This is a genomic window from Flavobacterium tibetense (assembly GCF_003293845.1).
Classification (GTDB): Bacteria; Bacteroidota; Bacteroidia; order Flavobacteriales; family Flavobacteriaceae; genus Flavobacterium; species Flavobacterium tibetense.
Genome location: NZ_QLST01000002.1, coordinates 73105 through 87762 on the forward strand (window position 1 = coordinate 73105; position 14658 = coordinate 87762).

The 14658-nt window shown below is 33.9% G+C and carries 11 protein-coding genes; 3 read left to right on the forward strand and 8 right to left on the reverse strand.

From position 1 onward, the window contains the following. Positions 1-2 precede the first annotated feature (2 nt). Positions 3-887, forward strand: a complete 885-nt coding sequence (era, locus tag DPN68_RS02035) for a GTPase Era (RefSeq protein ID WP_113987930.1) — start codon at positions 3-5, stop codon at positions 885-887. A 79-nt stretch (positions 888-966) separates the two neighbouring features. Here era and DPN68_RS02040 read toward each other — a convergent pair whose 3' ends face one another. Further along, positions 967-2883 (reverse strand): ABC-F family ATP-binding cassette domain-containing protein, encoded by a 1917-nt coding sequence (locus DPN68_RS02040; RefSeq protein WP_113988084.1) that lies wholly within the window; start codon positions 2881-2883, stop codon positions 967-969. Between the two features lie 69 nt (positions 2884-2952). Here DPN68_RS02040 and DPN68_RS02045 point away from each other — a divergent pair, with 69 nt between their 5' ends. Then, positions 2953-3348, forward strand: coding sequence for a DUF983 domain-containing protein (locus DPN68_RS02045; RefSeq protein WP_113987931.1), 396 nt, complete (start codon positions 2953-2955; stop codon positions 3346-3348). Here the strand turns inward: DPN68_RS02045 and DPN68_RS02050 are convergent. From DPN68_RS02050 to topA, 7 genes are all read right to left on the reverse strand, one after another. Beyond that, positions 3345-4400, reverse strand: a complete 1056-nt coding sequence (locus tag DPN68_RS02050; RefSeq protein WP_113987932.1) for an NAD(P)/FAD-dependent oxidoreductase — start codon at positions 4398-4400, stop codon at positions 3345-3347. The two genes, DPN68_RS02045 and DPN68_RS02050, sit on opposite strands and share 4 nt — an antisense overlap. Positions 4401-4465: 65 nt before the next feature. Then, on the reverse strand, positions 4466-5359 hold the full coding sequence (porN, locus tag DPN68_RS02055; RefSeq protein WP_113987933.1) for a type IX secretion system ring subunit PorN/GldN: 894 nt from the start codon (positions 5357-5359) through the stop codon (positions 4466-4468). Between the two features lie 48 nt (positions 5360-5407). Further along, positions 5408-6958, reverse strand: a complete 1551-nt coding sequence (gene porM / locus DPN68_RS02060) for a type IX secretion system motor protein PorM/GldM (RefSeq protein ID WP_113987934.1) — start codon at positions 6956-6958, stop codon at positions 5408-5410. A 55-nt stretch (positions 6959-7013) separates the two neighbouring features. Further along, positions 7014-7646 carry a type IX secretion system motor protein PorL/GldL gene (gene porL, locus DPN68_RS02065; protein WP_113987935.1) on the reverse strand — a complete coding sequence of 211 codons (633 nt, stop codon included), beginning with the start codon at positions 7644-7646 and terminating at the stop codon, positions 7014-7016. 51 nt (positions 7647-7697) lie between these two features. Further along, a complete protein-coding gene (porK, locus tag DPN68_RS02070; protein WP_113987936.1) occupies positions 7698-9065 on the reverse strand; it encodes a T9SS ring complex lipoprotein PorK/GldK in 1368 nt (455 codons plus the stop codon). Positions 9066-9207: 142 nt separating this feature from the next. Beyond that, on the reverse strand, positions 9208-10359 hold the full coding sequence (locus DPN68_RS02075; protein WP_113987937.1) for a formimidoylglutamase: 1152 nt from the start codon (positions 10357-10359) through the stop codon (positions 9208-9210). A gap of 3 nt (positions 10360-10362) precedes the next feature. Further along, on the reverse strand, positions 10363-12864 hold the full coding sequence (gene topA / locus DPN68_RS02080; RefSeq protein WP_113987938.1) for a type I DNA topoisomerase: 2502 nt from the start codon (positions 12862-12864) through the stop codon (positions 10363-10365). A gap of 323 nt (positions 12865-13187) precedes the next feature. On the opposite strand from topA, the gene miaB reads away from it, so the two are divergent. Then, the gene (miaB, locus tag DPN68_RS02085) at positions 13188-14636 is read left to right on the forward strand and encodes a tRNA (N6-isopentenyl adenosine(37)-C2)-methylthiotransferase MiaB (protein WP_113988085.1); all 1449 of its coding nucleotides are present in this window, start codon (positions 13188-13190) and stop codon (positions 14634-14636) included. The last annotated feature ends 22 nt before the right edge of the window (positions 14637-14658 follow it).

Consider the following 14658-nt stretch of genomic DNA (forward strand, 5'->3'; position numbering starts at 1 on the left):
CTATGGAACACAAAGCCGGATTTGTAAATATCATCGGAAACCCAAATGTGGGAAAATCTACTTTAATGAATGCATTAGTTGGCGAACGCTTGTCGATTATTACAAGCAAAGCGCAAACTACGCGTCATCGTATCTTGGGAATTGTAAATGGTGATGATTTTCAAATTGTGCTTTCGGATACGCCTGGAATTATAAAACCTGCTTACGAATTGCAAAGTTCTATGATGGGTTTTGTAAAAAATGCTTTTGAAGATGCCGATATTCTAATTTACATGGTAGAAATTGGCGAAAAAGAACTAAAAGACGAAGCTTTTTTTAATAAAATTGTTCATTCTAAAATCCCTGTTTTGTTATTGTTGAATAAAATTGACAAATCAAACCAAGTAGAATTGGAAGAACAAATTGCACTTTGGAAAGAAAAAGTACCCAATGCAGAAATCTTTCCTATTTCGGCATTAGAAAACTTTAACATACAAACTGTTTTTGAGCGAATTCTTGCTTTGTTACCAGTTTCACCACCGTATTATCCAAAAGACGCTTTGACAGATAAACCTGAACGTTTTTTCGTGAACGAAACCATAAGAGAGAAAATCTTATTGAACTACGATAAAGAAATTCCATATGCGGTTGAAGTGGAAACGGAAGAATTTTTGGAAGAAGAGCACATCATTCGTATTCGTACGGTAATTATGGTGGAACGCGATAGTCAAAAAGGGATTATTATTGGTCATAAAGGAGCTGCGTTGAAAAAAGTGGGTACGCAAGCTCGTGAAGATTTAGAGAAATTCTTTGGTAAAAAAATTCACATTGAAACCTACGTAAAAGTCAATAAAGACTGGAGAAGTAGCGAATACCAATTGCGTAGATTTGGTTACAACCAAAAATAAATTGTTTAAACAAAATTCTAATAAAAAAGTGCTGTGAATACAAAATTCACAGCACTTTTTATTTTATTTTTTTTATGGCTTAACCCAAAATCTCTATTTCCATTTGAACATTTTCCCATTCTTCTAGAAGTAGGTCTAGTTCTTTTTTCTTTTTTTCGTAAGCAGTGAAAAAGGCCGCATTTTCAATTAGTTTGTCATAATTGGATGCCAACTCTTTATCGTCTTTTTGAATGTCTATTTCTAATTGCTTGATTTGAGTTTCTACTTTGCTCAATTTATTTTGTAACGATTTATTTTTCTTTTGTTCTTCGTAACTCAAGTTTTTAGCTTGTTGTCTATTGGTATTGTCATTTTTTTCAACGTCTTTCTTTTCAATTTCACGCATATTTACTGCGTTTCTTTGTTCCAAGAAGAAATTGATATCGCCCAAATATTCTTTGATTTTTTGGTCTTTGAATTCGTAAACCAAATTCGACATGCCTTGAAGAAAATCTCTATCATGGGAAACCAATAGCAAAGTTCCTTCATATTTTTGCAAGGCTGCTTTCAAAACGTTTTTGGATTTGATATCCAAGTGATTCGTTGGCTCATCCATTACCAAAACATTAATGGGTTGCAACAACAGTTTACAAAGCGCTAAACGGTTTCTTTCGCCTCCAGAAAGCACTTTTACCTTTTTTTCTACATCATCGCCACGGAACAAGAAAGAACCCAGCATATCGCGCACTTTAGCTCTGTTTCCATCTGTAGCCGCTTCCAACATGGTATCAAGTAAAGTTTTTTCACCATCCAAATATTCCGCTTGATTTTGAGCAAAATAGCCCAATTGCACATTGTGTCCTAATTTGATACTTCCTTCATATTCAAATTCATTAACGATAGCTTTGATAAACGTAGATTTTCCTTGACCGTTTTGTCCTACGAACGCTATTTTACTTCCACGTTCTACCAAAAGGGAAATGTCTTTCAGAATCGTTTTGTCGCCGTATGATTTGGTCACGTGTTCCGCTTCAATTACCACTCTACCTGGCGTTATAGAAACGGGAAACGAAATATTCATAACCGCATTGTCATCTTCATCTACTTCAATACGTTCTACTTTATCTAATTTTTTGATTAACGATTGCGCCATGGAAGCTTTGGATGCTTTGGCACGAAACTTTTCAATCAATTTTTCGGTTTCTTCAATTTTTTTGGCTTGGTTTTTTTGGGTTGCCAATTGCTTTTCGCGAATTTCTCCACGAAGTAATAAATATTGGGAATACGGTTTGTTGAAATCATACGCTTTTCCTAAAGAAATTTCGATAGTACGATTGGTTACATTATCCAAAAACATCTTATCGTGCGACACAATTACAACAACTCCAGGGAAATTCTTCAAAAAACTTTCTAACCAAATGATACTTTCAATATCCAAGTGATTTGTTGGTTCATCTAAAAGTAAAATATCATTGGATTGTAATAAAAGTTTGGCTAACTCAATTCGCATACGCCATCCACCAGAAAAAGTATCCGTTTGATTCTCAAAATCTTCTCGCTTAAAACCAAGACCTAATAAGATTTTTTCGGTATCGCCCACATAACTATAACCACCCAAAACTTCATAATGATGCGAAACATCACTCAATTCTTCAATTAAAGTAGAATAAGTATCGCTTTCATAATCTGTTCTTGTGGCTAATTGATGATTAATTTCTTCTATTCTAAATTCCGCTCTTTTGATTTCTTCGAATGCCTGATAGGCTTCTTCCAAAACCGTTCTTCCTTGTTCAAAATCAATATCTTGACGAAGAAAACCCATTTTCACTTCTTTCTCGGTGGCAATTACTCCAGAATCAGGTTTAAAATCTCCAGCAAGAATCTTCAACATGGTTGATTTTCCCGCTCCATTTTTTCCAACCAGACCCACTCTGTCTCCAGCTCCTAATCTAAAGGTTACTTCTTCAAAAAGATAAGTTCCACCAAAGGAAACGGATAAATTATGTATGTTCAGCATAGTATTTTTGTTACAATTGTTACACACATTAAAAGTGTAAGCAGTATCTTTGTATAAATTATTTTGCAAATGTTAAAAAAAGGATCCAGATTATATAGCATTTTAACAGGAAGTTGTCCGAAATGCCACGAAGAAAGTATGTATGTGGATAAAAACCCTTACAATATTACTAAAATCTATGAAATGCATGACACTTGTAGTCATTGCAAAACACGTTATAAAATTGAACCTTCATTTTTTTATGGCGCTATGTATGTGAGTTACGGTTTGGGTATTGCATTTGCTGTAGCTGCATTTATTATCTCATTCGTTTTTATTGGAACCAATTTGAAAGTAGCTTTTATAGCTATCATTGGGACATTGGTACTATTCATGCCAATAATCATGCGATTATCTAGAAATATTTGGATTAACTTCTTTATGAATTACGACAAAAATTGGAAAAACATTAAAAAAGAGGATTAAAGCAATCCTCTTTTTTTATAAAATCTATTAATGTCGATTTCTTTATCTAAAACACTCTCATTTTCTAAATACTCAAATAATTGTTTGGCTAAAAATGGCCCAAGCATTACACCTCGAGTTCCTAATCCATTTAGAATATGTAATTGTTTGTAAACATAATGCGTTCCTACCAATGGTCTTCGGTCTTTTACTGTTGGACGAACACCTGCAAAATGCGCAACTACTTCATAATCACAAGCTATCAATTCTTCTAAGTTCTGCAAAAGCTCCTTTTTTCCGTTTGCCGTTGGTAGATTGGTTTTGTCCTCCCAATTATAAGTTGCACCTACTTTATACAAATCATTTCCAATTGGAAGAATAAAAATATTTGATTTCACAATAGCTTGAAGTTTTAATTCAGGTGCTTTGATGATTAGCAATTCGCCTTTAGTTCCATCAAGAGGTAAATCATTGAAATAAGGATTGGTATGCAGCCCGAATCCTTCACAAAAAACAATATGCTTGGCTTCAATAGCATTATATTTCAACCCATTATCCAAAAACTCAACTTTCGAATAATCAAATGTTTGTTCAATCAATAAATTTTGAGCTTTCAAATAGTCTGAGTAAGCCTCAACCATTGTTTTAATGTCTAAATAACCTGTTTTGCAGACTTCACCAAATCCAAAAGAAGCATTTATATTAGTAAAACCTAGATTATATAAATTTGTATTTAAAAAATCTGAAAGCGAAGGTTTATCAGCAGCTTGAAACCAATTATTTTGCTCTTCAATAGAAGCAAATTTTCTATAAATAGGTAATTTGTAATCAAATGTAACACCGAGTTTCTTTTCTAACACTGGATAAAATGATTCCACTAAATCGACTTGTTCTTTAGCTTTCCAAATCTCACTAAATCGCTTCAAGACAACGGGATTATATAAACCCCCAGCAATTCGAGAAGAAGTTTGCGAGCCATTATCAAAAACAAGAATAGATCTATTGCTTTGCAATGCTAATTCAGCAAAACAAACACCAGCAATTCCATTACCAATAATTAAATAATCAATCATACTGCAAAAATAAAAAAACTCCCACCAATTGGCAGGAGTTTTTAATGAATTGGAGAAAAACTATATTAATAATTCCACATGTCTTGTTCGAAATCGCGAATCTTCTCTTTTACGCGCTCAGATTCTAGTAATTGCATTTGCGCATTTTCTTGCATGTAACTTTTAATTAGACGATCCCCATAAACGTTCTCTTCTAAGTAAATTACACCAGTGAATCTTCTAGAATTCAATAGATGATCAAAAGTAAATGGCATTGCAGAGTTTCTATCATTAAAAGCTTTAGCTTCATGAAGAACGTCTCTTACTGCAGGGAAATAGACCCAAAACAAATCAATATAATCCTTTTCTTCATTGTTCATTGTATATACATCAGGAACTACAGGAGCAATTCCTAACATACGGTATTTTAATTCACCTTGACGCTTGTCAAAATACCAATACCCAACTACTCTATATGAGAAAACATCAATCGCTTTAATTTCTGTTTTGGTAATAAATTCCTCTGGAATTGTTTCACCAGCATTGAAATATTCTCTACCTACGTCAGTAGTGTCAACCCAAACTAAAGAAGCCTCGATATCAGCTAAAGATTTTTTATCAGTAAAATAACTAGAATCATAAACTTCAGTAATTTTACCATCTCTAATACCATTAATTAAAATGTTATATAAAGGTTGTCTTTCTTTAGTCAACATAACATCACCTTCAACAGGAAAATACAATGGAAAATTAACTCTCTCATCAAGGTCAATAATTTCCCAAATACGTTTACCCATTAAAATATCTCTGTCATGTACATAACCGTAAGGAAGTGGTTTATCATTATCTGCAACCAATTCAGCTTCAGTCTTTTTCCCGATTAAATCAGGTGTCTTTGCGTTTAATAAGTTAGATTGTGCAAAAGTATAAGTTGAACTTAAACCTAATGCTACTACTAATATAAGATTTCTCCAATTCATGATTTTTATTCTATTAGTTTATAAATAATAAACTTATTTTTTTGAAAATTATTGTATTTCAAAAGTACATGGAGCTGTTTTTTTCAACATAATTGCACTTCCACGTAATTTAGTTTTAATTTCACTGATGATAATGATATCACCTCTAGTAGCTTTCGAAATAGCTGCTCTAGCTCTACCGTCCATTTTATTTCCAGAAACCACAATAGTAGGTTGTCCAGGAACTTTAATATTGAAACCAGTAACATCAATACCTAATTCAAAATCAAAGTCTTCTAAAACTGCAGTTACACTAGCAATTTCTAAACCATTTTTTTGACCTTTAGCTGCCATTTCTCCTCTAATTTTTCCTTGAGGAGCTGGAATATCCTTGATACGGAAAGTCTTTTTATCAGCTACTGTTTGTCCGTCAGGTAATTTACCTGTTACATTAATTGTAACTTCACGACCTTGACCTGGACTCATGTTATACTGACCAGTTTTTGAACCTTTAGTCAAACCTTGAGCATTAGCTGTAACTTTATCATCAGAGATACCTGCAAATGAAATTGTCATTGGGTTAACAACACCACGATAAACAACATTCATTTTATCAGCAGAAATATTAGCTGAATTTGGCTTAGGAACAACTACATAGTTACCTTTGATATCAATATCAACAGGTTTTCCTTCTTCCATGAAAGTAAATTTACCAGTAATATCATGCTCACCAACACTACCTGTATTGAAGTTTAACATTACTTGACCATCAACTAAGTTTTTAGCTAAATCTTGTTCAACACCGTTAACAACAACTTTAGTAGGAACTGTAGACTTGTCATAACGACCTAAAACTACTTTACCTTTAAATTGCTCTCCAGCGAAGAAAGCTGATTTTTCTGGAATAACGATTGCGTTATAATTCTTAAAAGAAGCTGCTGCTTTTAAAGTATTTCCTAACAATACATTGTAAACACCTGACTCAACATTTTTTACATCATTTTGTAAAGCTGTTAATTTAGCCATTGTTGCAATTGCAGGAAAACCTTTAAAGTGGTAGTCTAAATATTTTTTATTTACACCTTCACCATCTTTAATATCAGCAGTAGAAAACTTAGTTTCTACTTCTTTTAATAAAGGTTGAAAAGTTGCTCCTTGTCCTAATAAAGCTTTTAAATCCGCTTTGTATTTATCAAATGCAGCAATAATTTCTTTTCCTTTTGGTGAATATCCGTCACCTTGAAACCATAACTCATCAATAGTTGACTTGTCCATTGCTTCGAAAGGTAATTTACCGTTTTCTTTCTCAAAACCACCTTCAATTCCTTTAGACAAAGAACCTATGTAGTTATAAAATTCATCGGATATTTTTTTTGCTTGGTTAGCTTTTTTAAATGGTTCAGCATAACGATCTGGTTCATCTGAAGCTTTAGTCTCTAATTGACCTAATAAAGCTTGATTAGATTGTGATTGATTCGTGTTTGCTGTCTCAAATTTTTCATTCATCAAACCAAAAGCGGTAAGTACCTCTTTTGACATATTTAAAGCTAACATCGCGATGAAAACCAAGTACATTAGGTTAATCATCTTCTGTCTAGGGGTTAAATTTCCTCCTGCCATTTTTCCTAATTAGTTTTTTTTAATTAATAATAATTTAAAATTAAGATAAAACTAATTATCCTCTATTGCTCATAGCTGAAAGCATTCCTCCATAAACTGCATTTAAAGACGCAATATTTGAAGTCATTGACTGCATTTGCTCTTTTAATTTAGCAGCGTTTTCTGCAATTTCTTTATTAGCCTCAGCATTCTTAGAAGCGCTATCTAATTGCATTTTATACAATCCATTTAAAGCTTCCATTGATGCAGCAGCTGATGTCATTTCTTCTGCATATTTCTTTTGAGAAGCCATAGCATCTACAGTAGGAGCAATTCCTTTAGCAGCACCTTCGAAATTTTTGATACTATTTCCTAAGCTTGCCATTAATTCTCCATCAATTTTAGCTTCTTTTAACATATTGTCTAATTTTTGAGACAATAATCCTTGAGCTTCAGCTGGGTTTTCTTTTTTGTCTTTAGCTTTTGCCTCTCCACCTGCTAATTCAGGATAAACAAGAGACCAGTCTAAATCTACAGCAGGCTTATCAAAAGCTGCCAAACCGAAGATTGCCGCCTCAGTCAATAATCCTACAATAAGCATTGGTCCTGCACCAGGCCAGTGCATTAATTTAAAAAGCGCTCCAACAATTACTACTGCCGCTCCCATTCCGTAAAGAAAAACTTCTACTTTTTTTGGTAAAATTCCCATAATAAATAATTTTAGTTAGTTAAGTTAAATATAAAAAATTGGTTAAAAATACTATTTTGGCGCTGTTCCAGTTGCCGCTGTACCCATATAATCTTGTACAGTTCTGAAACCAATGTAACTTCTAGCAGAGTCAGCATATTCAAAGTCACGAGTTGAAACTTGCAAGAAGTATCCAACATCTTTCCAAGAACCACCTCTTACAACTTTTCTTTGATTTTTTGCATCAGCAACATTAGGATTCATTGTTGAAACAAATTCATATGCAGATGGACTGTAAGCGGATTGCGTCCACTCAGCTACGTTACCAGCCATGTTGTACAAATTGTACTCGTTTGGCTCATACGATTTAGCTTCTACAGTATATAACGCTCCGTCAGCAGCATAATCTCCTCTATTTGGCTTGAAGTTAGCCATAAAACAACCTCTGTCATTTTTAGCATAAGGACCACCCCAAGGGAAAGTTGCAGATTCGATTCCACCTCTAGCAGAATATTCCCACTCAGCTTCTGTTGGTAAACGGAAAGAATTGATTTGATCTCTTCCTTTTTTCTTTTTAATATATGAATTCTTATAAAGTGTTCTCCAAGCACAAAAGGCTTTAGCTTGATTCCAAGTAACTCCAACTACAGGGTATTCACCATAAGCTTGGTGCCAAAAGTAATCGTTATGCATTGGCTCATTATAAGAATAAGCAAAATCTTTGATCCAAACAGTCGTATCAGGGTAAATTTCTATAGGAGGATTATCATCATACAATCCTTTTCTCCCTTTTTTCTTAACTGCTTTATTCCAGTCAACTTCTCTATATCTAAATTGTAATTTAGACACATCAATAGTTTTCAACCCGTTGTATGATTCAGATTCTGGCAAATACATTGAATCCATCACCTCAACATAGTATTCATCTGGATACTTTTGAGGCTCTTTAATCAATTTAGTTTTCTTATTCAGTTTTCTACCCGCATATTGATCATCATCAGTACCAACACTATAGTAGTTTTCATACATATATTTGTCATATGGCGTCATGTTTGCAGGATCCGCATCATTAAATGCAAACTCTCCAATTCCACCTGAACCAGGCTTCTGACCTACCTCATCAGCAAGAATAGCCAATCTCGTTCTAATAATAGAATCTTTTACCCATTCAATAAACTGACGGTATTCGCTATTAGTAATTTCTGTTTCGTCCATATAAAAAGAACGCACAGTAACTGTTTTGGTTGGAGCATCTTGGATATTAGCCAAATCATCATCTGATTTACCCATAATAAAGGCTCCTCCAGGCACAAGTGTCATACCATATGGCTTCTCAGGATGCCATTTTCTGCCTTTAACACCTACTAATTCGCCTCTATCTCCTTTACCACAACTGATAAATAATGACAAGATTGCTGTAAATGCAACTAACTTCTTCATATAAATTTGGGTTAATGTATTTTTACTTTTAAGGGCGTAAACCTATTCAATAATTTTGAAAAAAACAATTTTTTTTTTCAAAACCTTAAAAAAAACTTAATTTTTTATTTTAAACACTTCAAAATCAACTACAGAAAAATACTTAAAACACATTACGCCTTTGTGCTTTCCACCATCTTTCTGGTATTTCTTGCTCGCAAGATGCTAAATAATCATCATGTGTGCAAGGTAATAACGTATTTCTTTTTAATTTATTATTAACATTTGAAATAAATGGTATTTCAATCCACCATCTTCCTGTTTTATCACTCTTATAAAAAACCAATTCTTCTTCCTCTATTGGAACAATATACTTTAAATAATTGTCTTTAACTCCAAAAGGATACTCATTTGAACGAAATGCTATCCCTTCTATAAAATACCAAACCATTTGTGACACTAAAACAACTTCTTTAGGTGTTGGTGCAAAATTAAAAACCCCAAAAGAACTTACCTTATCACTTATTCCAGCATATCTTGCTAATGCACAAATTTCTTTTCCAGAAAAACCATTAGGTATGAAATTAGAAAAATTACCAGAATATGATGATTGCACACTTGTCATATCCACACTAACTAGATCAGTATCTCTAAAAACAGGTTCTGCCAATGCTAAATTCACTGAAACTTCACCTAATCTATACGCTTCAAAATACAATTTCTCAATTAAATCAATTTCCTCTTGAGAATTATAGTACGTTTGAAAGCCAATATTACAAAAATTAAATAGATTATTTGGCTCGTCAACAATAATCTTTGACAAAAAAGATTGACTTGGTGAATTATTTTCTTTAGCAAAGTCAAATCTACTATCTATGCTTGTTAAATTTACTAATTGGTCCAGATTATCATATGCACGGTACATGGCATAGGTTAAATCTTGAGACCCTCCTATTATAATAGGTATAATTTGTTTTCTAAGTAAATCTTCAGAAATACTTTTTACCAAAAAATAAGTATCTTCAATACTTTCACCAGCTTGAATGGTTCCTAAATCAGCAATAGCTACATTCCAATTCCCAGGAAACATGGCATAAAAACTCTTTCTGAAATTTAAAAAATCTTCATCAGTAGTATTAGTTTCTAAATTTCCTCTATATTCATTAACCGTTAGGATAGCTACATCGATGTTTTCCAGATTTGGAAAATCTGTTGTAGTATTAAATACTGCTTTCCTTCCTAATGTTTGAGTGGAAAGTGAAGCAACATAAGATACCAATTCGTCACTAACGGGCTGTAGAAAATCGAATACCATTTACTATTTCTTTTTTGCTGTTGATTTTTTCGCAGGCGTTTTTTTAGTTGCAGCTTTTTTAGCTGGTGCCTTTTTCTCAATCATTTCTTGAACTTGTGCCAATGTTAATTTTGAAGCATCAACATCTTTACTCAACTCAATTTTAATTTTACCTTTTGTGATTACCGAACGTCCCCAACGTGCTTTTTCCACCTTAATACCTTCTTCTTTCCAATCATGAAGTACTTTATCAATATCTTTCTGCTGCTTTTCTTCAATTAACTCATTCAAATCTGACTGAGATAAATTATCGAAGTTGTATTTCTTATTTACATTGATGAACATGCCATTCCATTTAATGAAAGGACCAAAACGCCCCACTCCTTTTTGAATTGGCAATCCATCATAAGTTCCGATTGGTGCATCTGCTTGAATTTTCTCATCAATTAAGCCTTGTGCGGTTTCCATGGTTACATCCATTGGATCCATGCCTTTTGGTAACGAAATAAATTGGGTTCCAAATTTCACATAAGGTCCGAAACGACCATTATTTACTTCAATTTCTTCTCCTTTATATGTACCTAATTGTTTTGGAAGTAAAAACAAGTTCAATACTTCTTCTAACGTGATATTCCCAATATTTTGATCTTGTCGTAAACTTGCAAATTGCTTGTTTTCTTCATCAATATCGCCAATTTGAGCCATCGCTCCATATTTCCCTAAACGGACAGAAACTTGTTTTCCTGATACAGGATGCACTCCTAAAATACGTTCTCCGCTTTCTCTATCTGCATTTTTCTCAACATCTACTACATTTGGATGGAAATGCTTATAGAAATCATTCATCATTTTAGCCCAATCTACTTTACCTTCAGCAATTTCGTCGAAATCTTGCTCTACTTTTGCTGTGAAATTGTAATCTAAAATAGTTGCAAAGTTTTTCACTAAGAAATCATTTACGATAATTCCAATATCGGTTGGAACCAATTTCCCTTTGTCGGAACCAACATTTTCAGTTAAAATTTGCGCTTTTACTTCGCTATTTTTTAAAACTATCTGCGTGTATTTTCTTTCTTGCCCTTCAAAACTTCCTTTTTCAACATACGTTCTGGCAATAATCGTAGAAATCGTTGGCGCATACGTAGACGGACGACCAATTCCTAATTCTTCCAATTTTTTAACCAAAGAAGCTTCCGTGTAGCGACTTGGCGGACGCGAGAAACGTTCCGTAGCCGTGATATAATTATTTGTAAGCTTTTCATTTATTTTTAAAGCAGGTAACATTCCTTCTTGTTCTTCATCGTCGTCGTCATTGCCTTCTAAATACACTTTTAAGAAACCTTCAAATTTGATTACTTCTCCAGTTGCTGTAAACGCTTCTGAATGATTACTCGCTTCGATTTTTACATTGGTTCTTTCTAATTCAGCATCGCTCATTTGAGAAGCTAATGTTCTTTTCCAAATTAAATCATATAAACGTGCTTGATCTCTATCAATATCAACTGTGTGACGCGACATATCCGTTGGACGAATGGCCTCATGTGCTTCTTGCGCTCCTTTTGATTTGGTATTGAAATTTCTTGGCTTCGAAAATTCTTTTCCGTAGTAACTTGTAATTTCAGCTTGAGCGGCTGCCATTGCTTCTTGCGATAAGTTTACACTATCGGTTCTCATATAAGTTATAAGTCCAGCTTCGTACAAACGTTGCGCAATTTGCATCGTAATTCCAACAGGCAAATACAATTTTCTGGCTGCTTCTTGTTGCAACGTTGAAGTTGTAAAAGGTGCTGCTGGTGATTTTTTTGTGGGTTTTGTTTCTAAATCTCCTACTTTGTAAGAGGAGCCCATATTTTTATTTAAGAAATCTTCTGCTTCTTTTTTAGTTGCAAAATTCTTGGGCAATTTTGCTTTGAAAGATTTTCCAGCTTCGTTTGTAAATTCAGCTGTAATGCTGTAAGAAGCTTCTGGATTGAAGTTTTGAATTTCACGTTCGCGTTCTACAATCAAACGAACCGAAACCGATTGCACACGACCAGCTGATAATCCACCTTTAACTTTTTTCCAAAGTACGGGAGATAATTCGTATCCTACTAATCTATCTAAAACTCTACGAGCTTGTTGTGCGTTTACTAAGTTGTAATCAATTCCTCTCGGATTTTCGATTGCTTTTTGAATCGCTGATTTTGTAATCTCATGAAAAACAATACGTTTTGTTTTTTCTGGTTTTAATTTTAACTCTTCCGCTAAGTGCCAAGAAATTGCTTCTCCCTCACGGTCCTCATCGGAAGCCAACCAAACCATATCGGCATTTTTAGCTAATCCTTTTAATTTAGTAACCAAAGCTTTTTTATCAGGCGAAACCTCATATTTGGGTTTAAATCCGTTTTCTACATCTACTCCAATCTCTCTCGAAGGTAAATCTGCAATATGTCCGTAACTTGATTCAACTTGATACTCACTTCCTAGAAATTTTTCGATGGTTTTTGCCTTTGCTGGTGACTCAACGATTACTAAATTCTTTGCCATTTCACTTTTTTTTGAATCGCAAAAGTATCTATTTTTTTTAAATTCCAACGGCTCTTTCCTTTTTTTACCCATAAATAACCATTTTATTGGATGATTTACACCTATATATATAGTATACAAAAACACCTTTAGTATATTGCCTAACCCTGATAGAAGCGACACCGTGTAAAGCGGATAGCAGGAAAATGGACTACAAAAACACCCGAGCGATTCGTTCCAAAATAAAATAGTGTTAAACCTTTTCTGCCATCTTGTCAGATTTTAGATTTTAGTATTATCTTTGCAATCCGATTATTCGGAATGATTTAATGGAAATCTTTGATATGGAAAAGGTAATTGATGAAAACAAACAAGGTCAGAGTTTAGTACTTGACCAAAAAGAAGGAAATACAAAAAAACTTTTTATAGAGAGTTATGGTTGCCAAATGAACTTTTCGGACAGCGAAATTGTAGCATCTATTCTTTATGAAAACGGATATAATACCACTCAAAATCTAGAAGATGCTGATTTGGTTTTGGTAAATACTTGCTCTATTCGTGATAAGGCGGAACAAACCATTCGTAAACGTTTAGAAAAATACAACGCGGTTAAGAAAATTAATCCAACCATGAAAGTTGGAGTTTTAGGTTGTATGGCTGAGCGTTTAAAAAGTCAGTTTCTAGAAGAAGAAAAAATTGTTGACATGGTCGTTGGACCAGATGCATACAAAGATTTACCTAATTTATTAGCCGAAGTTGAAGAAGGAAGAGATGCTATCAACGTAATTCTTTCGAAAGAAGAAACCTATGGCGATATTTCTCCTGTTCGTTTAAATAGTAACGGAGTTAATGCTTTTGTATCCATTACAAGAGGTTGCGATAACATGTGTACGTTTTGCGTTGTTCCTTTTACACGTGGACGTGAGCGAAGCCGTGAACCGCAAAGTATTATTGACGAAATTCAAGATTTATACGATAGAGAATATAAAGAAGTTACGTTGTTAGGTCAAAACGTAGACAGTTACCTTTGGTATGGTGGCGGATTGAAAAAAGACTACGATAAAGCTACCGAAATGCAAAAAGCTACAGCGGTTGATTTTGCGCAATTGTTAGACAAATGTGCCACCCTATTCCCAAAAATGCGTTTCAGATTCTCGACTTCAAATCCGCAAGATATGCATGTGGAAGTGATTCAAACCATGGCGAAACACCATAATATTTGTAATTACATTCACTTACCTGTTCAAAGTGGAAGCACAAGAGTTCTAAAAGAAATGAATCGTCAACACACGCGTGAAGAATACATGGCGTTGATTGATAAAATATACTCAATTATTCCAGATATTTCATTATCGCAAGATATGATTGCTGGCTTTCCAACAGAAACTGAAGAAGATCATCAAGATACATTGAGTTTGATGGAATATGTAAAATATGATTTCGGATTTATGTTTGCGTATTCTGAACGTCCAGGAACTTTAGCCGCCAGAAAAATGGAAGATGATGTTCCAGAAGAAGTAAAGAAAAGACGTTTAAACGAAATCATTGATTTACAACAAAGAATTGGTTTAGAAAGAACGCAACGTTTCATTGGCAAAGAAGTGGAAGTATTAATCGAAAAAGAATCCAAACGTTCTGATGCGCATTGGAGCGGTAGAAATTCACAAAATACCGTAGTGGTTTTCCCTAAAGAAAATTACAAAGTGGGCGAATTCGTAATGGTAAAAATCACCGATTGTACCGCTGCAACATTGATTGGAGAAGCAGTTGGATATTCTGAAATAATGAATTAATTTTTTTGTTTCAAGTTTCAAG

Excerpts from the sequence above, each read along its gene's own strand:
- DPN68_RS02040 (WP_113988084.1), bottom strand. The coding sequence starts at position 2,883 with ATGCTGAACATACATAATTTATCCGTTTCCTTTGGTGGAACTTATCTT.
- porL (WP_113987935.1), bottom strand. The coding sequence starts at position 7,646 with ATGGGAATTTTACCAAAAAAAGTAGAAGTTTTTCTTTACGGAATGGGA.
- porK (WP_113987936.1), bottom strand. The coding sequence starts at position 9,065 with ATGAAGAAGTTAGTTGCATTTACAGCAATCTTGTCATTATTTATCAGT.
- topA (WP_113987938.1), bottom strand. The coding sequence starts at position 12,864 with ATGGCAAAGAATTTAGTAATCGTTGAGTCACCAGCAAAGGCAAAAACC.
- porM (WP_113987934.1), bottom strand. The coding sequence starts at position 6,958 with ATGGCAGGAGGAAATTTAACCCCTAGACAGAAGATGATTAACCTAATG.
- DPN68_RS02045 (WP_113987931.1), top strand. The coding sequence starts at position 2,953 with ATGTTAAAAAAAGGATCCAGATTATATAGCATTTTAACAGGAAGTTGT.
- era (WP_113987930.1), top strand. The coding sequence starts at position 3 with ATGGAACACAAAGCCGGATTTGTAAATATCATCGGAAACCCAAATGTG.
- porN (WP_113987933.1), bottom strand. The coding sequence starts at position 5,359 with ATGAATTGGAGAAATCTTATATTAGTAGTAGCATTAGGTTTAAGTTCA.
- miaB (WP_113988085.1), top strand. The coding sequence starts at position 13,188 with ATGGAAAAGGTAATTGATGAAAACAAACAAGGTCAGAGTTTAGTACTT.
- DPN68_RS02050 (WP_113987932.1), bottom strand. The coding sequence starts at position 4,400 with ATGATTGATTATTTAATTATTGGTAATGGAATTGCTGGTGTTTGTTTT.
- DPN68_RS02075 (WP_113987937.1), bottom strand. The coding sequence starts at position 10,359 with ATGGTATTCGATTTTCTACAGCCCGTTAGTGACGAATTGGTATCTTAT.